This window comes from Laedolimicola sp. (assembly GCF_051972735.1).
GTDB lineage: Bacteria > Bacillota > Clostridia > Lachnospirales > Lachnospiraceae > Laedolimicola > Laedolimicola intestinihominis.
The window spans coordinates 1-19,440 of the sequence record NZ_JBOKYU010000025.1 but is presented as its reverse complement, the minus strand read 5'-3'; the positions used below and the strand labels follow the sequence as shown (position 1 = coordinate 19,440).

Here is a 19,440-nt window from a genome sequence, read left to right as displayed (position 1 = left end):
AGCCTCTTAAACTCTGTCCGTGCAGCCGCACATCTTCATACGCGTCTCCACGATGGCTTTCACGTGCTCCATGGCTACCTTGCCATACTTCTTCGGATCGAAGGCGTCCGGGTTTGCCGCCAGGAATTCCTTCACGCCGTCGGTATAGGCGATACGAAGCTCTGTGGCGAAGTTGACCTTGCAGATACCGCGCTTGATGCTCTCTACCACTGCTTCCTCGGACAGGCCGCTTGCTCCGTGCAGTACCAGCGGGATATCTACGACTTTCCGGATCTCAGCCAGGCGGTCCAGATCCAGCTTCGGTACTCCCTTGTATACACCGTGAGCGGTTCCGATAGCTACGGCCAGGGATGTTACGCCGGTGCGCTCCACGAATTCTTTTGCCTCCAGCGGATCTGTATAACCATTGCCCTCGCCGCCGTCCAGATCGTCCTCTTTGCCGCCGACCTTGCCAAGCTCCGCCTCTACCGGGATTCCGGAAGGTCTGCAGGCGTCTGCTACGGCCTTGGTTACCGCTATATTTTCCTCAAACACATTGTGGGAACCGTCAATCATGATGGAAGTGTAGCCGGTCCGCAGCGCCCGCATAGCCAGGTCAAAGCTATCGCCGTGATCCAGGTGCAGACACACCGGAACGCTGGCGCGCTCAGCGGCCGCCTTTACATTTGCCAGATACATATCCAGTCCCGCGTACTTAATGGTGGACGGTGTAGTCTGCAGCATCAGCGGCGCCCGAAGCTCCTCTGCCGCCGCGATAACGGCCATTACCATTTCCATATTCTCCACATTGAAAGCGCCTACGGCGTAGCCGCCCTTCTGTGCGTCCAAAAGCATCTTTTCTGATGTAACAAATGACATGATCGTTCCTCCTCGTCTGATTCAGTGTTATCTTTCTCACCTTATCTATCATACCCCGTATCTCGAAAAAGCGCAACCTCCAACGGGGTTTTCCTGTCCGGAAAAAAATCTCAAAAAAAGCAGAAGCCCGCATTCTATTACATCAAAGTTCCGATTACGATTGCGACAGAAGATACCATCGACTGTTTTGAATAAATCATTGTCCTATCACCTTGCTCACACGAAAATACGCCGAAGGCTTTCGCCCCCGGCGTATTTTCCGTGATTCTCTCACATTCCCCTCTTATAAGTAACCCTTCTATGCCGCTCACACAGCTTCGAAAAGCTCTTATCATATAATAGTTTTTATGTAATAGGGATTCCATCGGAATTTCCTATTACATAAAAAATACTGCAACAGGCGTCAAAACAGGCGCACAAATCACAGCATCCAAACATATCAGAATTCTTTTCGGACTTCCAATAGCAACCGGCTGTCATAGTTTTACCCTTAGACCCTTTTGGCTTTGCGTCCCTGCTTTTCAGCAGGTTTGCCCAGTATTCTCTTTTTGCAATATTGTTCATTTTAGCAGAGTCCCTTCCATATTGCAAGTCAGATTTTTGTCAAATTTTTTCTCCCGTCATCTGTTAATTGGTCATCTTCCCAGATATACGTTTTTTTATTTTAATGTACGAGAAAGCTGCTCTGTCGCAGTGCGATCCTCCGGAGGGGCTTTTTGCTCTATAGGAATCATAGTTTTCGCACTTTAACGTAACACGGTGTTTCCTATAGAGCAAAAGGAGCACGGAACCTCGCAGTTCCATGCTCCCGTATGTAACTTCTCCTTTCGAATTAACGGATAGTCTTGTACAGCGGGCCGTATGCCTTGCATGCACGGAAGTCCTGTCCCTCTTTGTTCATACCGAATGCGTTCCATGCTGCCGGACGGAAGATCTCCTCTTCCGGAACATTGTGCATACATACCGGGATTCTTAAGATGGAGCAGAGGGTAATCAGGTCTGCGCCGATATGGCCGTAGCTGATAGCGCCATGGTTTGCGCCCCAGTTGTTCATCATATCGTAAGCGGTCTTGAATGCGCCCTCGCCTGTGCAGCGCGGTGCGAACCATGTGCAGGGCCATGTATAGTCTGTTCTCTTCCACAGAGTATCGGATACATCATCCGGCAGGTTGATGGTCCAGCCCTCTGCAATCTGCAGAACCGGTCCAAGTCCTTTTACCAGATTCAGGCGAATCATGGTAGCCGGCATCTCAGCTCTGGTCAGGAAACGGGAGGAGAATCCGCCGCCACGGAAGTAGCCGTTGTCAGCTGCGTTCCAGGTGGTTGCTTCCATAATCTTCTTCTGATCCTCTTCGGTTACATCCCACCACTGCTTCATGGTGCCGTTGCCGTTCTCATCCTTTACTTCGCCGCAGGCATCCAGACAGCATGCGCCGGAGTTGATCAGGTGGATAAAGCCGTCAGCCTCTTTTGCCTTGCCTTCCAGATCATAACCGGTAACTCTCTTTACTGCGTCTCCGCTCCAGTAGGTACGAACATCCGCGAACATCTGAGCACGACCGGTCAGAAGCTTCATGAACATCATGCCCAGTCCGTTCAATACGTCGTTCTCGGTAGCCAGGATGTACGGCTCTCTTGCGCCTTCCCAGTCGAAGGAGGTGTTCAGCATTGCCTCTGCAAAGTCACCGTTGGGATAGAAGTCTGTCCACTGTCTCTGTCCCTGGAAGCCTGCTGCCAGAGCGTTGTGTCCGATAGCTTCCTCGGAGAACTTCGGATCCAGGTTATCACAGCCGTTCATCAGCTCTTTGATGATAACTGCCATTTTTACAACAAACTCGAACTGCTCTTCCTTCTGCTCCTCAGTCATCTGAAGCTCAGGCGGGTTCTTGTCAAAGCCGATAGTACAGGTCTCTTTCGCCCACTTCAGAGCCTTCTCAAACTCTTCATGATCGTAGATACCCTCTGTCATACGACGGATAATTTCAACCTCGTCTACAGACTCCACACGCATTCCCAGATATTCCTCGATGAATTCCGGGCTGATGATGGATCCGCCGATACCCATGGTAACGGAACCAATCTGCAGGTAGGATTTTCCTCTCATGCTTGCTGCTGCCACTGCGGCGCGGCCAAAGCGGAGAAGCTTTGCCTTTACGTCCTCCGGGATGATCTCATCGTCAGCATCCTGAACGTCATGTCCGTAGATACCGAATGCCGGAAGTCCCTTCTGTGCATGGGTAGCCAGTACGGAAGCCAGGTATACAGCGCCCGGTCTCTCGGTAGCGTTCAGTCCCCATACGCCCTTGATGGTCAACGGGTCGGTGTCCATGGTCTCGGAGCCGTAGCACCAGCAGGGAGTAACGGTCAGGGTGATGTCTACGCCTGCTTTACGGAACTTGTCTGCGCAGGCAGCTGCCTCGCCTACACGACCGATGGTGGTGTCTGCGATAACCACCTTTACCGGCTCACCGTTGGAATAACGGATATTCTCCTCAAACAGCTTTGCCGCTGCTTTTGCCATACCCATGGTCTGCTCTTCCAGGGATCCTCTTACATCAAGAGCTCCTCTTCTTCCGTCGATAGTCGGACGGATACCGATTACAGGATAATCGCCAATTAATCTAGATTTTGCCACTTTTTAAACCCTCCATTTTATAAAAATAGATTTTCACGTTTCTGATGATCACATTATATAACATTTCATTAAAAAATGCACGTAAATTTCTGTTATGATATGGACATTTTTTGTGCTAGTTGTTATACTTTTTCTATATAAAAGGAACGTCTTTTATCACTTTCGACCGAATTCTTACGTGGCAGGAGATTTTTTATTATGAAAGCTTTCCATGAAGTGCGAAACTATGACTCTGACTATATGGTCTGGCATTCCCGTTATGAAAATGTGGGATTTCTGGCCCACTGGCATAAGGAAATTGAGCTGATCTACGTGCGCTCGGGCTCCTGTCTTTTAAGCATTACCGATCAGACCTTTCTGGCGCACGCCGGGGATCTGACCGTCTGTGAGAGCGGGATGATCCATTACAGCGATTCCCATGGGATGGACAATGTGCTGGATTTTCTTATCTTTGATACATCCATTCTCGGGCCGCTTTTTCAGAATCCGGGTTTTATGCATCCGCTCATCACCAAAGCAGAGCTGGACACCTTCGGACTCTCCGGGCAGCTTACAGATCTCATCGACACGGTTTCCCGGGAGCTGGAACAGAAAAAGCCATTTTACCAGGAAGTGGTCAGTTCTTCCATTCAGGCCTTCTGGGCGCTCTTAAAACGCTGTCATCCCCGGACCGACGCCGAGCAGCTTCCCGATGACCGGCGCTCCCGGATGCTGGGGGATCTGCAGGATCTGCTGTCCTATATGGACGAACATTATGCCGACAATATTACTCTGGAATTCGCTGCCTCCCGGATGAATTTCAGCAACAGCCATTTCTCCAAGACTTTTAAGAAGCTCATGGGCATCAATTTCGTCACTTATCTGAACCTGGTCCGAGTGGAACGGGCTGCTTCACAGCTTCGGAACACCGGTAAAAAGATCACGGACGTGGCCCTGTCCTGCGGCTTCAACAATATCCGCACCTTCAATCGGGTGTTCAAGGAAATCACCGGATACACGCCCTCGGAGTTCCTGCTGGTGGCGGATCCGGATGTATATAAGAGAACCTATTACAACCGCCGCTCCGCGGAAAAGGAGTATGTAGAAAACGATTCCCTTACGCTTGTAAAAAACCATCAGTAAAAGGAGGCCCCGCCATGGTACAACATCCCACCCTGATTCGCAAACGTCTGATCCCTCTGGAAACCCTGCGTCTGGAAAAGGACATGGTCATCCACCGCAGCGACCGGCTGCTGGTGACCCGCTGGACCACCATTAAGCCCAAAAAGGAGCTGCATCACGGCTCGTCCTGTTTTCTGCTGAAGGAAGGCTGGAAGGTCAGTCGTTTCATTGACCATCAGGGGAAGCTGATCTGCTGGTACTGCGATATCATTGCCACAGAGTATGACGCGGACACGGATACCTTCACCTTCACGGATCTGCTGGCGGATGTGCTGATTTATCCTTCCGGGCTCATCAAGGTGGTGGATCTGGATGAACTGGCCGAGGCGTTGGAGAAGAAGCTGATTACATCGGATCAGCTTCTGGATTCTCTTCGGAAACTGAACGCGCTGCTGCAGCTGATTTATGATGGGGCGCTGCTGCCTGCACTGGAGGGGTATTGGCCGGAGGACTAAAACCCCAGAGCCTTCTCTGACATTCTATTGTCAACATTGTTTTTAGACATAAAAAAGTGTGCGCATCCCCCGGAGGGTTTTTTGCTCTATAGGAAGCATGTCTTTCGTGCTTTAATGTGACACGGTATTTCCTATAGAGCAAAATTAAAACGCCGATATATAAGAGTTTTGTCCCGTTATCAAATGCCAGATTCTGAATCTGCCTTTGATAGCTAAAATAGCCTCTTACATATCGACGTTTTCTTATTTTCTATAATACTCTCTTTACACTTCCAGCGTAATCTGCCGTCCTGTATGGCGATAGGGCACCAACTCCACGCCCGCTGCCCGGAACATGCGCTTGGACGCCAGCACAGCGGCGGTGTCCGCGTATTTGTCGCAGGCATAGACGACGGTCTTCAGGCCTGCCTGAATGATGGCCTTGGCACATTCATTGCAGGGAAACAGGGCCACATAAATCTTTGCGCCCTCCAGGCTGCCGCCACGGTAATTGAGAATAGCATTCAGTTCCGCATGGGTCACGAAGGGGTACTTGGTCTCATTGGCCGTCTCCGCCGTCCGCGCCCAGGGGAAATCGTCATCGTCGCAGCCCTTGGGGAATCCGTTATAGCCCATGGACAGAATCTTGTTATCCTGGCTTACGATGCAGGCGCCCACCTGGGTACCGGGATCCTTGGACCGCATCCCGGAAAGCAGCGCCACGCCCATGAAATATTCATCCCAGCTGATGTAATCCTTCCGCTTGTCTCCCATGCCTCTTACCTCCGGCAATTTACTTGGTTCCAAAAATTCTGTCGCCTGCGTCGCCCAGACCCGGAACGATGTATCCGTTCTCGTTCAGATGCTCGTCAAGGGCACCGATGTAGATATCCACGTCCGGATGTGCCTCCTGCAGCTTCTTTACGCCTTCCGGAGCCGCGATAACACACAGGAAACGCATATTCTTTACGCCACGGTTCTTCAGCATCTGGATCGCCGCGATGGCAGAGCCGCCGGTAGCCAGCATGGGGTCTACCACAAATACATCTCTCTCGCTGCAGTCCTTCGGAATCTTGCAGTAGTATTCTACCGGCTCCAGAGTTTCCTCATTTCTGTACAGACCGATATGACCTACCTTTGCGGACGGGATCATGGTCAGAACGCCTTCTACCATACCGAGGCCCGCGCGCAGAATCGGGATAACCGCCAGCTTCTTTCCTGCCAGCTCTTTTACGGTGGTCTTGCAAATCGGAGTCTCAATCTCCACGTCCTGCAGCTTCAGATCCTTCGTAGCCTCGTAGGTAATCAGTGCTCCGATTTCACTTACCATATCACGGAACTCTCTGGTACCGGTCTCTTTTCTGCGGATAATACCGATTTTATGGGCAATCAGCGGGTGATCCATTACTACTACTTTTGACATTTCTTTTGTCTCCCTTTTCTACATGATAATTTTATTCGTGCTCGATTTTACTGATTCTTCTGGCGTGGCGCTCTGCTCCGGAGAACGGAGTGTTCAGGAACGTGTCCACGATCTTAATCGCCAGTCCCGGCCCAACCACGCGGCCACCCATGGCCAGAATATTGGCGTCATTGTGCTGTCTGGTTGCCTCTGCGCAGAAACAGTCGGTACACAGCGCCGCACGGATTCCTTTATAACGGTTGGCGGTAATGGAGATGCCGATGCCGGTTCCACAGATCAGAATTCCCTTGTCGCACTCTCCCCTCAGGATGGATTCTGCCACCACCTTTGCGTAATCCGGATAATCCACAGCGTCCTTTGCGTTGTCACAGCCGAAGTTCTTGTATTCCAGACCATTTTTGTCCAGATAGGCAATCACTTCCTGCATCAGATCGTATCCGCCGTGATCGCAGCCTAATGCTATCATTTGTTTGTCCTCCTATGACATTTTAATAACTGTTCAGTACCTGACCAGTTACGATGCAAAATCCATGAGAATCGGCTTCGCCGACGGAATTTTGCACCCCTGAATCACTTTCTTACACCCTCAGCAGCTAGTGCTTCGGGCTGTACTGAACAAATTACATAATTTTAGATGTTTTCAGACTGATTTCACTATCAGTCCACAGTTCTGGGTAAATTATAGCATTTTTTTACCGGAATAGCAACGAATTGTTCATATGATTTATTCCATATTATGTAAACTTATTTCCCCATCATTTTTTATTCAGATATTTCAAAATTCCCATCTGAATGGCCCATACAAGCTTCGCCTGATAGTCCTCATTCCGGAGCTTCGCGCACTCCTCCCAGTTGCTTAAGAACCCGCATTCCACGATGACTGTCGGTGCCTCCGTCTTTTTCAGAAGATAATAAGTGTCATTGGCCTTGGCCTGCCGGTGGTTCGCAGGTTCCGCCACGCGCACCAGCTCTTTTTGAAGAATCTTCGCCAAATCCTCACTCTCCTTTGAAGTCTTGTAATAGAATACCTGCGCACCGTGAATGCTTTCTTCATGGTAACTGTTCTGATGAATACTGACCACGCAGGCCGGTTTTTCTTTGTTGATCAACTCACATCGCCGCCGCATATCCTGTACCTTTTTATTGGATGTCCGCTCGTCGTAGAGACCGCCTGCGTCTTCTCTGGTCATCAGCACCGCCACATCCTGCTGCTCCAGCAAATCCCGCAGGGCCAGCGCCATTTTCAGATTCAGGTCCTTCTCCTGCACGCCGTCCACGCCGATTTTTCCCGGATCGTCGCCGCCATGACCTGCGTCGATAATCACCAGCCGGGAATCCGTTCCTGCAACCTGTTTTGACACTGCCTCCCGCAGGCCGCCGCTTCGCCCGCACACTGCGGCTGCCGTAAGAACCAGCGCCGCCATCAGGATTCCCAGCCTGTGCTCCCGGCCCTGAAATACCCCTCCCAGCCTTGCCGCCCTTCCTTTCCTATCCTGTATTTTTTTAAAAAAACCCATAAAAAATCCGCCATATATTCTGTTTTTAGAATATATGACGGATTCAGTTCATTCTTGCCACATAACTGCTCTATCTCTCATTAAAACAGCTTCGTACTCTCCAGCTTCTCTTCAAAATGCTCGTTCCACTTGATAATCGGCAGTCTCAAAACCAGTCCGAGAAGCAGTGACGGAATCAGGTACAGGAGCAGGGTACCCAACTGTTCCCAGTAGTAGTTGCCGTAGAAGCCTGCCACACACTCACGCATGGCATTCATGCTGTATACAAAAGGCAGGGCGTTGTACAGCTTCCGGAAGAAAGCCGGCGCCAGGTCGATGGGGAAGTTTCCGCCTGTTCCTGCCACCTGCAGAACCATCATGATAACGCTGACTGCCTTTCCGATGTCGCCAAAGGAAATGCACAGGGTATAAATCAGGTTTACATAAACCAGACTCGTCACCCAGCCTGCCAGCATGAAGAGTACCGGACTCTTACACTGGATTCCCAGGAAATACAGGTCGCCCAGGCAAATCAGAGTCGCCTGCAGAAGTCCCAGAATCAGGAACAGCAGGTATCTGCCCAGATATTTCTGATAATTCCTTACCTTTGTAAGACCGATAAGCTCTTTCTCCTTCACGCCTGCCTTCAGCATAGCCGCCATGACCACGCCGCCCACCCAGATGGCCAGGGTGGTGTAGAAGGGAGCCATGGCAGAGCCGTAGTTCTCCACCTCATAGACATGCTCTGTAGTCAGTTCCACCGGCGTGGAGATAAAGCTGCCCACCACATCCAGATCCTCGTCCAGCAGAGAATCTATGGTGTCCAGGCTGTCACGATCCTTCTCGTTACGCAAGCGGTCAGCCAGATCGGTGAGATCCTCTGCGCCCTTATTCAGGATAACTCCGGAAGTCTTCAATGTCCGCTCCAGCTTTGCCAGATCCGACTCGGTAGAATCAGAAAGCTTGTAGACGCCATCCAATCCCTCGTCCATGGAATTCAGAAGAGAGGAAACCTTGGAATCCGCATTTCCTACGGAATCCGCCAGGTCGTCCAGAGCGCCTTTGACGTTGTCCTCGTAGTCTTTCTGGACGGTGGCTGCGCTATTCACCATTTTTGTCACCAAAGCGTCCAGCTCTTTCTGGGCAGCTGCCGCATCGGTGGTCATGCTGCCTACGGATGTGGATACCTGCGCAATCGCTGAGCGCAGACTCTTCATCAAAATAATGGTATTATTCAGGTCACCCGCCACTGCATTGAGACCCGCGTCGGTTCCTACCGCTGATACCAGGCTGTTGGCTGCATCCGTCAGCTTTGTGGCGGAATCACTGTAGGATGTAATCGACGCCTCCAGTTGTGCGTCCAGACCTGTCAACGTGTTCTTAAGCTGTGTCATGTCATTGGAGGCGGCTGCCGCCTGAATTCCCTGCTGCACAGCTGTCGCCATCTGCTTATACAGAGCAGCGCTGGATTTCAGCGCCTCGTTCAGTTGGTCTGTCGTTCCGTCCATGGCACTTTTCACATCGTTAATGCTTCCCTCGATATTGCCCAGGGAATCCAGATCGCCATCCGTGCGGTTCTGGGTGTCTTTCAGAAATGTGGATGTGGTACTCAGCATGGTCTGTGTCGCGGATGCCATACTCTCAAATGCATCCACGGTTCCTGCTGCCGCCACCAGATCCGCAGAAATATCGTCCAGATTGTCGATCAGGTTATCCACCAGATCCGACTGGTCCGCCTCATCAGCCACATTTACCACGGTTTTCATGGCTTCTAACGCCGCCTTGGAAATTGCCTTCACAAATTTCTCGCTGACCTCTCCCTGTACCGCGTCTGCCTTTTTCTCCGTCACGATGGAAGCAATGGCGTTCTTCTTACCATTCGCATAGTACAGAAGCTCCGGATTTTTCAGATTCTTATTCACCGAGAACAGCGTCATCATATCCTCGCTGAAGCTTTCCGGCACTACGATGGCCGCGTAATATTTCCCGGACTTGGTTCCCTCGACCGCTTCCTCGCTGTCCGTGAATACCCAGTCCATTTCGTCATTTTCATGGAAATAGGTCAGCACCCGATCGCCCAGATTGATATCCAGCGGCAGAAGTTCTCCCTGGTAGCCTGCATCATCGCTGGCCACCGCGATTTTAATATCTGAGGTATTTTCATACGGATCCCAGCTTCCGCCGATATTGAACCAGGCATACAGCGTGGGCACCACCAGAATACCCACCATGATAATCATGGCAATGGTATTTCCTTTTATTTTACGTATATCTCTCAAAAAAATCTGTATGATGTTTCTCATGCCTGCTCCTCCTTTAACGCTGCCAGAAGCTCTCCGTCAGAGAGACCCATCAGTTTCAGCTGCTTCTGCATCCGTTCATGGTGATATTCCAGCCAGATCAGATACATGGACAGGCCAATCAGTGCGCAGATCCACAGCACCAGGAATACCAGCTTGGATTCTACACTGAACATCAGTACCAGGAAAATCAACGGCACAATCGCCATAGCCAGAAAGCCGAAGCGTTTCCGTCTCTTATAGTTCTTCTCAAAGCGCCGCGCGCGTTCAGTATATTCCTCTCTTGCCTCGCTGTCGCTCTGAAGCGCCCTCGCCACCAGCTCCGGCGTCAGATCTGTCGTCTTATCATTTTCCTCATAGATAATCAGATCTGCCTCTGCCAGCTTCCGGTCAAACAGAACGTTCAGATTCAGGAGCAATGGCCGCAGCACCAGTCCGATAAACAGGGACAGCAGTAAGTATGCCGCCAGGATTCCGATATTTTTCAGCCAGGTATTATAATACATGCCACCGATGCACTCACGCATCGCTGTATTGCTGTAAGTGAAGGGCATCAGCCGGTAAATGGCTTTGTAGAAGCCACCCATCATTTCCACCGGGAAGGTTCCTGTGGAGCCCGGAATCTGGATGATAACCAGGAATACGAAGATGGCACGGCCAACGTGCTTAAATGCCGCCGTAATGGAGTAAATCAGGCTCAGATAAATAAGACCCGCTATGACTCCCGTCAGGATAAAGAGTCCCGGATGGACACACTGTACCTTTAAAAGATACAGATCGCCCAGACAGATAATCAGGGACTGTACCACCGACAGAATAATGAAAAGAATCTGGCGTCCGAAATAAGCCTGGTTCAGGGTGAATTTCTTCACCTTCTCGTCCTCGTCCACCTCCTGTTTCAACAACGCAATCAGAACCATGCCGCCAACCCACAGGGCCAGATTGGTATAGAACGGGGTCATACCGGAGCCATAATCCTCTACCTCATAGAAGGTCGTTGTATTCAGCTCGATCGGTGAAGTCATAAATTTGGATACTGCGTCCGGATCCACATCCTGCAGATCCAGAATGTCCTTGTATGCGTCAGACGCCCGCAGTGTCTCCAGATCGTTCTGGATACCTGCCAGCCGCTCATCCAGGTTTGCCAGAGTATCGCCGGTCTTGCCCAGTGCCTCAGATCCCTCTGTCAGGCTTTTGCTCAGCTGATCCATAACGCCCTGCATCTGATCCGCCGTAGCGGAAGCATCCTCCAGGGCCGACTTCAGATCGCTGCTGACACCGGATACGGTGTCCAATGCGGAATGAAGACCCGGCATCAGATTTCCATTCAGGCTGGAACGGAAATTGCGCAGGGTAGTTTTTCCCTGAGTCAGAATTGTATCCATCTGAGTCTTAGATGTACTGATAGTTGACATAATAGTCTGGAGTTTTCCGGTCTTGGAGTCCAGCTCGGTAAGCTGGGCCGCCATGGCGTCGCTCTTCGGAATCAGTTCGTTCTGGAGAGTCGGAATCAGGACTTCAGAAATCGTGGTGATCGCATTATTTAGGGTATCGAGCTGTTTTTGACCCTCCTCCACCTGTTTAGATACTTCTTCTTTTTTCGCTTCGCCAGCTGCTTTTTTCGCTTCTACAACTGCTTTTTCGCCTTCCAACTGCTCCTTATGTGCCTTCGTTGCTTCGTACTCCGGAGTTCCTTCTTCAAGGGTAGCCAACTTCTGCTCGCACGCTGCAATAGCTGCTTCATATTGCTTCAGTCCGGCTTCCGCTTCTTCCAGCCCAGCTTCAATCTGTTGCAGTCCCGCTTTGCCGAGTGCAAGTTTATCCTCGCCTTTTTTCCTCAAACCCTGCATCTGCGTCAGAACGCCCTGCAGCTGTGTCACCGCGCTCTGTCCATCCTTGCTCATATTTTCCGCAAGGCTCTTACCGGTACTCACTGCCGTTACCGCCTGATTGGCTGTAGACTCCAGTCCGGCCAGTTTTACGGAAGCTGTGGTATAGACATTATTCAGATAAGTTTCCCCATCACTGAGGCTCTGATCAAACGTGCTTCCAAAGGCCCTTACATTCTTCCGGCTGCTTTTCAGCAGATCCTTCGCGTCCTGCAATGCGCTGCTTCCTGCATTCGCCGCTTTTACTGCTTTCGTCAGGGTCGTCTTGCCGTGCTGAATCTGCGTCGTCCCCTGGCTGATGGTTGACTGGAAATCCGCCAGCACCTGCCGGTACTCCCGGAAATTGTCTCTCGCATCGGAAATCATACTGAGAATATTGTCGTTGGTGGTCTCCAGATCATCCGCCAGAGATCCGCCCAGATCCTGCAGCTCCTCCGCAATAGCCTCGGAAGCTACCTTATAAAATTCTTCCTCAATCTTGCTCTGAATGGTAGTAGAACCTGTATTCGTAATCTTCGGCGCTACCGCGTTCCGCTTCTCATTTACATAATATGTGATCTCCGGACCTCCGAGGGTTCCGTCCTCAATCTGCAGCAGATCCGCGCTGAAGGTTTCCGGTATCACAACAGCAGCGTAATATTTTCCCGATTTTACGCCATCTACCGCATCCTCCTCGTCCGTAAATACCCAACCCAGATCGTCATTCTCTTCCATCTGGTCAAGTATCTGCTGCCCCGCGTCCAGGGTTCGCTTTTTGTTCTCGGCCCCCACGTCATTGTTGGCTACGGCCACCTTGATGTTGGCTGTGTTGCCGTACGGGTCGCGGTTCGCTGCAATATTAAACCACGCATACAGCGCCGGAATGATGCACATTCCCACGGCCACAATGATCGCCGCCGGTGATTTCACCAGCCGAGAAATATCTCTTTTGAAAATCTCCATCACTTTCTTCATCGAAATCCTCTTCCTCCTCCGAATATATGTTTTCAATACGAATACTCGTTGATCTTTCCCTAAAAAATATATTATAATGTAAAAATAACAAAGAGCAATGACCAGTATGTTTCGTTTCGTAACATACTACACATCTGAGAATAAAGTGAGTACATAGAAATGGATAAAAGAGTAAGTAAAACACGAGACGCTATCATCGACGCCTATCTGGAACTGATTTATGAGAAAAAAGATCAGAAGATTACGATTTCAGAACTGGCCCACCGGGCTAATATCGCCCGCAAGACCTTTTACCTCCACTATGAAACCCTGGAGGATATCATGCGGGACGCCGCTCACCGAAAGATAGACGAGCTTCTTCATCTTCTCGAAAAAAAAAGATTCTTTTCCAACCCCTTCGAGGTAGACGTATTATTCCAATGTCTGAATCAGCTCATGGAACCGGATATCGAATTTTACCGTTTTATTTCCAGGGAAAATCCCTACGCGTTTTTCTGGTCGGAAGTGAAGCGTATCATTATCGAAACCACGGTGGACGTCTATCAGGATAAGGTAGATTTCCCGGCGCAGGAGCTGCGGCTTTACGCAGAATATTTTGTATCCGGCGTCATCGCCGTCTATGTGGCCTGGCTGCGCGGAGAGTTGACGCTGCCGCTCAGTGAACTGGCGCGTATCTCCGGGGAAGCTACTTCACACGGAATTCGGAAACCTGAAAAGCCTAAGGAATGATAATCTGATGAAAAAAGACAGAGAAACGTGTTCTTACAAGCAAGCTTGATGATCACGCTTCTCTGTCTTTTTTACGCCATTCTGGTTTTTTAGTTCACGTATTTCAAAATCGTATCCCAGATATCCTGCCGCTCGAATCCGAGCTTCCATGCAGAAATACCTGCCAGATTATATTCTTTAATCAACGCCGCCTTCAGCGCGATGGATTCCTCTTCTTCCAGCCAAACCTTATAGGTCTTGCCGTCCGCCACATACTCGGCGTAATACTGACCCGTGGTCTCGTCCCAGGTCTTTTCCGCGCCGTTAGTGGCCAGGATCTTGTCGATGGCGTCCATGCCGTAGGCCTTGCTGCTGACTACATTTGGTACGTAATCATCCGTATCGGACTCCTGCGCCAGCTCCTCAGCAGTCTTAGGTCTCTCCTCCCAGAGTCTGGTGTAAAACGGTACTGCGTTGATGACCTTCTCCGCCGGAACCTCCTTCAGGGTCTCCTCGATGCCTTCGCGCACCCAGTTAATGCTTGCCACGCTGCCGGCCTCCTCAGAGCCTGCGTAATGCTCGTCATACCCCATGATAATCAGGTAATCCACCACCACACCCTGCTCGGCCCGGTTATAGAAGCGATTATGATCCGCCGGACGGTAATTGTCCACGGAAAGAATGATGCCGTTCAGGCGGCACATGATGGACAGCTCCCGCAGGAACTCCACGTAACCCTTAGCGGAATCTTCATTGATATACTCAAAGTCTATATTGATACCGTCCAGATCAAACTCGATGGCCTTGGCAATCAGGTTGCTGACCAGCCGCTGTCTGGATGAGGTCCGGGACAGAATCTCCTTATCGGTAATGCTGTCCTTGTGGGTGATATCCTCCACCAGCGCCCACACCTCGATGTTGTTCTGATGGCAGTAGCTTACATAAGTCTGGCTTGCCAGAGAATCAATGTTGCCGTCATCATCCTTCAGGAAGAACCAGGTGGGGGAAATGGTGGTCAGGCCCTTGGTATTCGCGATGGTCTCCAGCACCTTGCTGTTGGCGTCCGCGTTGGTCACCTGATGCCATGCCATATTGATGGTATAATCCTTGGAAATGCTCGTGTACTCGGGCTCGGTGTAATTGGACTCGGTGGTCTCCTCACCCTTCTGGCCCAGGTATTTATTGCGGATGTATCCGATGAAGCCATTTGAAGTGCGCACCTTGGTCCAGTCGCCCACGTCCTCCTTCTCCTCCAGCACATACAGGATATCGCCCTTGGCTACATCGGTCAGAATCGGACTCTTAATGCCTGCCCGGTAGCGGACATTGCCGTTCTTCTTCACAGTCACTGTCTCCGCAGTGCCGAATTTGGTCTTGATATTGACGCGGTTTACCTCGTCCGTCATCAGCTCATACTGAATACCGGTATATTTCTGAATATATTTCAAGGCCACATAAGCCGTATCGCCGTCCACCTTCACCGGCGTGTAATCCTCGGTGTAGGACTGCTTCGCCACCGTGTAGGTATTGCTTCCCACAGAAGCGGTAATCAGCTCCGTCGGCGTCGTATACAACAGCAGATTTTCCTGAGAATCCCAGTAGAAACGGGAATTCAGGTAATCATACAGGGTATCGGTGGTCACATAGGGCTCACCGTCGATGACTCTGGCCTTAAAATCCATCATCTGATCATTTAAAATCACTGCCGCCTCATCGCTGGCTGTCACCTCGAAATAGGTATTCCAGCTCATGCGTTCCTTGGAGGGGCTATATTTTTCATACAGGAAAGCAAACATTACGCCTACCAGAATCAGTACAATCAGTACAAATACCGCCAGCATCGGCGCTGCTTTTCTTCTTCCCCGAGATCTTCTTCGTCTTCTTCGTTTTGTCATTGCCATGGCAGAAACCTCCTATCGGGTCTATCATAACAGAAATTCACCGCCGCGTCACCCATTTTCGACAGCTTTCCGTCATTTTTTACAGCGGATATGGCTCGCGGCCCGCTCTGTAGGCTCGGAGGGGACCTCGCCTGTTTTTCACCCGCGGCCCGCAGCCGTCCGCTCCCCAAAAGGAGATCGTGATATATTATTCCGGAAAATGCCGCCTGATACTCTCTCTGAAACCTTTTTATCTGTCAATCGTGGAAATCGCGCCGAACTGGCACCTGAGAAATAAAAGCCTGGCTTACTTAAGACTTCTGTAAAAATTATGTTCTTCACTGCCTCCCTTCCCCGGGCGGCTTTTCCGAATTCATTATACCCTGTCTTTTTCCGGAAATGCAAGCAAATTGGAAAATTTATGAAATTTTTATGGAAAACCAGATTTTTTCATATTTTCAGCGCAGATTCAATATTGTATCTCCCAGTCATTTTGTATATAATAGAATTGAAACCTTTTTAAGCTATATATAAATTGGATGTGAGGATATATGAAGATAGAAAAGATAAACGATAACCAGATACGCTGCACCCTGACCAGAGACGATCTGAATAACCGTCAGCTAAAGCTCAGTGAGCTGGCCTACGGTACAGAAAAGGCCAAGGAGCTGTTCCGGGAAATGATGCAGCAGGCAGCCATCGAATTTGGTTTTGAGGCTGACAATATTCCGCTGATGATCGAAGCGATTCCCATGCCCAACGAATGCATCGTCCTGATTATCACCAAGGTCGAGGATCCGGAAGAGCTGGACACCCGCTTTGCCAAATTCGCGCCGGGCGGCGACAGCCCCATGCCCGAAGACGCGAACGATCTGAGCGGTATCCTTCCGGAAGGCGCCGACAATGTCCTGGATATGTTCAAGAAGCTCATTGAAAAGAAGCTCCAGGACTCTACCGCTTCCAGCAAGGAAGAAAAAGCAGAACAGGCCGTCTCTCTCGCTTCCGAGATTGACCTGACCCGCCTGTATTCCTTCCAGGATCTGGACACAGTCATCGATGCGGCCCATGTGCTTCAGGGCTTCTACCAGGGTCAGAACTCCCTGTACCGTCTGAAAAAGGATGGCGACTACTGCCTGATTATTCACAAGAGCAGCCACACGCCGGAGGAATTCAACAAGATTTCCAACATTCTCTCCGAGTACGGCAGCAACGAGAAATACTCTTCCGCAGCCGAAGCCTATATGACCGAGCATGAGGATCTGATGATTGCAGGTGAGGCGCTGCAGAAGCTGGCCGGACTGTAAAAGATTTTTTATAAAATGAAACGCAGAAAAGGAATCCCGTAAAAAGGATTCCTTTTTATTGCATCATATTAATCTGTCGCAAAAGGCTCGAACAGATGCTTCTCCTGCTCCCGGCTCCGAAGAAGCTTCTCTATAGTTCAAAAAAGAGCTTAAAACCTGTAAATACAGACTTTAAACTCTTCTATGAGAGGCGACAACCAGATTTGAACTGGTGATCAGGGTGTTGCAGACCCACGCCTTACCACTTGGCTATGTCGCCATCAACTGTTGTATTATATCATATCGGAAATAATTCGTCAAGATATAAATGACTCCTACGGGAATCGAACCCGTGTTACCGCCGTGAAAGGGCGATGTCTTAACCGCTTGACCATGGAGCCTTATTTATCTGCCCCTTTGGATGGGCGTTAGCTCGGTTTCTTTTGCCGTGCCCGATTATATTATCATACTTTCTATCTGTTTGCAAGGGTTTTTCGGGTTTTTTCGAAAAATTTTATTGTTAAACTGCTAGAAACTTTATTTCTCTTTATGAGTCGGATTTCTCATTCTATTTGTTTTATGTTCTCATTATTTTACTGATTCACAACATTCTCCGGCTTGCCTGCCAGATATGCTTTCAGATTCTGCACCGCACAGTCCATGATGCGCTGGCGGGCCTCCTTCGTGGCCCAGGCGATGTGAGGCGTGATGAAGCAGTTCTTCGCAGTGAGCAACGGATTATCGCCCTTGATGGGCTCGACGCTGACCACATCCACGCCTGCGGCCTGTACCTTGCCGCTGTTCAGCGCGTCCGCCAGATCCTGCTCCACAATGAGCGGACCGCGGCCATTGTTCAGAATAATGACGCCGTCCTTCATTTTTGCGATGGTTCCCTGATTGATGATGCCTTCCGTCTCTGGAAATAGCGGGCAGTGCAGGGAAATGATATCGGATTCTGCCAGCAGAGTCTCCAGATTTACATAAGTTCCAATGGCTTTACCTCTCTCATATTCATGGGGCGAATATGCCAGTACTCTCATGCCAAAGGCCTTTGCGATGATTCCCACCTTCTGACCGATCCGTCCAAAGCCGATGATACCCATGGTCTTGCCGGCCAGCTCAATCTGGGGATAATCACAAAAACAGAAATCCGCACACTGTTCCCATCGACCCACGTGTACTGCCTCGGAATGATGAGCCACATGGTGGCAGATTTCCAGCAGAAGCGCGAAGGTGAATTGGGCTACTGTGTCGGTACCATAGCCTGGCACATTAGTTACCGGGATACCCTGCTTAGCCGCGTAGGTATAGTCCACCACATTGTAGCCGGTAGCCAATACGCCAATATAACGAATAGACGGGCAGCTGTCCAGTACCCTCTTTGTGATCGGTGTCTTATTTGTAATAACGATTTCCGCATCACCAATACGCGCGATAGCTTCCCCCTCTTTGTCCGTCTCAGACCCTCTGTCATATACCGTGAACTCTCCCAGTCCCTCAAATCCGCTCCAGCTCAGATCGCCCGGATTCTCTGTATATCCATCCAATACTACAATTTTCATTCGTGCGTTCTCCTTATCATTTTCTATATATAACTCGAATAAATTTTACAATCTTATATATGCCAAACTTATATCATGCACCTATCATTCATGATCATCATTCGCCAACCATGCAAGCATATAACCTCACTTGCGCCCATTATAACATAATATATCCCCTCATAAAACTCGATTTTTCACTGATTCAAGTTTCTCTTTTTCTTCCTGTCACCCGGTTTCCTGAAAATTTGCGCAAAATCTCCCGTTCACTGTCTTGCCACCTGGCAGGACAGGTGTTACAATTAAAAAGATTGAATATACACCTGTATGCGTAAACGAAGAAAGGAGTTCCCTTGCATCATGACTACTGCACAACGGAGAACAGATATTTTACAGATTTTAAAGAAAGCTGACGCCCCCATAGCAGCCAAAGAACTGGCAGCACATTTTGGGGTAAGCCGTCAGGTGATTGTGCAGGACATGGCTGTGATACGCGTTTCCGTGCCTGGAATTCTTTCCACCACCCGGGGCTACATTCTTCAGCAGGACAGTGGCAGCGCACGGGAATTTAAGGTCTGCCACACACCGGAGCAGGCCGCAGATGAAATGAACCTCATCGTAGACTGCGGCGGCCATATCAAGAACATCAGCATCAGCCATCATCTTTATGGCCGGATTTCTGCTGATATAGATATTCGCTCCCGTCAGGATGTAAGCGAATTCATCGAAGCCCTGAAAAACAGTCGTTCCAGTGTCTTGAGCAATGCCACCTCCGGTTACCACTACCATCTGGTCGCCGCCGATAGCCAGAAGCGCCTGGATATGATTCAGGAGAAGCTGCAGGAGGCGGGTTTTCTGGCGCCATTACAGCCTTGGGA

At 50.1% G+C, this 19,440-nt stretch carries 15 protein-coding genes, 2 tRNA genes and 1 riboswitch; of the genes, 5 read left to right on the top strand and 12 right to left on the bottom strand.

Features of this window, described 5'->3' with window-relative positions; translation table 11 throughout:
- Positions 1-6 precede the first annotated feature (6 nt).
- Positions 7-858: a tagatose-bisphosphate aldolase subunit GatY gene (gene gatY, locus ACTRC3_RS07380; RefSeq protein WP_178038522.1), complete on the bottom strand. Its 852-nt coding sequence runs from the start codon at positions 856-858 to the stop codon at positions 7-9.
- A gap of 461 nt (positions 859-1,319) precedes the next feature.
- Positions 1,320-1,403, bottom strand: a riboswitch (cyclic di-GMP riboswitch).
- 287 nt (positions 1,404-1,690) lie between these two features.
- Positions 1,691-3,493 (bottom strand): L-fucose isomerase, encoded by a 1,803-nt coding sequence (locus ACTRC3_RS07375; RefSeq protein WP_440322622.1) that lies wholly within the window; start codon positions 3,491-3,493, stop codon positions 1,691-1,693.
- A 198-nt stretch (positions 3,494-3,691) separates the two neighbouring features.
- Between ACTRC3_RS07375 and ACTRC3_RS07370 the strand changes: the two genes are divergently transcribed.
- Complete coding sequence (locus tag ACTRC3_RS07370) at positions 3,692-4,615, top strand: helix-turn-helix domain-containing protein (protein WP_178038520.1); 924 nt, start codon at positions 3,692-3,694, stop codon at positions 4,613-4,615.
- Positions 4,616-4,629: 14 nt separating this feature from the next.
- The gene (locus ACTRC3_RS07365) at positions 4,630-5,109 is read left to right on the top strand and encodes a DUF402 domain-containing protein (RefSeq protein WP_440322621.1); all 480 of its coding nucleotides are present in this window, start codon (positions 4,630-4,632) and stop codon (positions 5,107-5,109) included.
- 264 nt (positions 5,110-5,373) lie between these two features.
- On the opposite strand, the gene ACTRC3_RS07360 is transcribed toward ACTRC3_RS07365, so the two are convergent.
- From ACTRC3_RS07360 to ACTRC3_RS07335, 6 genes are all read right to left on the bottom strand, one after another.
- The gene (locus ACTRC3_RS07360) at positions 5,374-5,862 is read right to left on the bottom strand and encodes a deaminase (RefSeq protein WP_178038518.1); all 489 of its coding nucleotides are present in this window, start codon (positions 5,860-5,862) and stop codon (positions 5,374-5,376) included.
- 19 nt (positions 5,863-5,881) lie between these two features.
- Positions 5,882-6,511, bottom strand: a complete 630-nt coding sequence (gene upp, locus ACTRC3_RS07355) for a uracil phosphoribosyltransferase (RefSeq protein ID WP_440322620.1) — start codon at positions 6,509-6,511, stop codon at positions 5,882-5,884.
- A gap of 31 nt (positions 6,512-6,542) precedes the next feature.
- On the bottom strand, positions 6,543-6,977 hold the full coding sequence (gene rpiB / locus ACTRC3_RS07350; RefSeq protein ID WP_440322619.1) for a ribose 5-phosphate isomerase B: 435 nt from the start codon (positions 6,975-6,977) through the stop codon (positions 6,543-6,545).
- Positions 6,978-7,266: 289 nt separating this feature from the next.
- Positions 7,267-7,935: an N-acetylmuramoyl-L-alanine amidase gene (locus tag ACTRC3_RS07345; protein ID WP_435391119.1), complete on the bottom strand. Its 669-nt coding sequence runs from the start codon at positions 7,933-7,935 to the stop codon at positions 7,267-7,269.
- A gap of 173 nt (positions 7,936-8,108) precedes the next feature.
- Entirely contained in the window at positions 8,109-10,310 is a 2,202-nt protein-coding gene (locus tag ACTRC3_RS07340) for a YhgE/Pip domain-containing protein (protein ID WP_440322618.1), read from the bottom strand.
- Positions 10,307-13,150: a YhgE/Pip family protein gene (locus tag ACTRC3_RS07335; protein ID WP_440322617.1), complete on the bottom strand. Its 2,844-nt coding sequence runs from the start codon at positions 13,148-13,150 to the stop codon at positions 10,307-10,309. The genes ACTRC3_RS07340 and ACTRC3_RS07335 overlap by 4 nt, the downstream gene beginning before the upstream one ends.
- A 159-nt stretch (positions 13,151-13,309) precedes the next feature.
- Between ACTRC3_RS07335 and ACTRC3_RS07330 the strand changes: the two genes are divergently transcribed.
- Positions 13,310-13,879: a TetR/AcrR family transcriptional regulator gene (locus ACTRC3_RS07330; protein WP_440322616.1), complete on the top strand. Its 570-nt coding sequence runs from the start codon at positions 13,310-13,312 to the stop codon at positions 13,877-13,879.
- Between the two features lie 89 nt (positions 13,880-13,968).
- Here the strand turns inward: ACTRC3_RS07330 and ACTRC3_RS07325 are convergent, their stop codons facing one another.
- Positions 13,969-15,759 (bottom strand): glycosyl hydrolase family 18 protein, encoded by a 1,791-nt coding sequence (locus ACTRC3_RS07325; RefSeq protein ID WP_440322615.1) that lies wholly within the window; start codon positions 15,757-15,759, stop codon positions 13,969-13,971.
- A 530-nt stretch (positions 15,760-16,289) separates the two neighbouring features.
- On the opposite strand from ACTRC3_RS07325, the gene ACTRC3_RS07320 reads away from it, so the two are divergent.
- Positions 16,290-17,042, top strand: coding sequence for an adaptor protein MecA (locus ACTRC3_RS07320; protein ID WP_178038512.1), 753 nt, complete (start codon positions 16,290-16,292; stop codon positions 17,040-17,042).
- Between the two features lie 188 nt (positions 17,043-17,230).
- Here ACTRC3_RS07320 and ACTRC3_RS07315 read toward each other — a convergent pair.
- From ACTRC3_RS07315 to ACTRC3_RS07305, 3 genes are all read right to left on the bottom strand, one after another.
- Positions 17,231-17,301: transfer RNA gene (locus ACTRC3_RS07315), tRNA-Cys, on the bottom strand.
- 49 nt (positions 17,302-17,350) lie between these two features.
- Positions 17,351-17,422: transfer RNA gene (locus ACTRC3_RS07310), tRNA-Glu, on the bottom strand.
- A 192-nt stretch (positions 17,423-17,614) separates the two neighbouring features.
- Entirely contained in the window at positions 17,615-18,583 is a 969-nt protein-coding gene (locus ACTRC3_RS07305; RefSeq protein ID WP_440322614.1) for a D-2-hydroxyacid dehydrogenase, read from the bottom strand.
- A 339-nt stretch (positions 18,584-18,922) separates the two neighbouring features.
- Between ACTRC3_RS07305 and ACTRC3_RS07300 the strand changes: the two genes are divergently transcribed.
- Positions 18,923-19,440 (top strand): transcription repressor NadR (locus tag ACTRC3_RS07300; protein WP_440322613.1); only part of this gene is annotated, 518 nt, incomplete at its 3' end.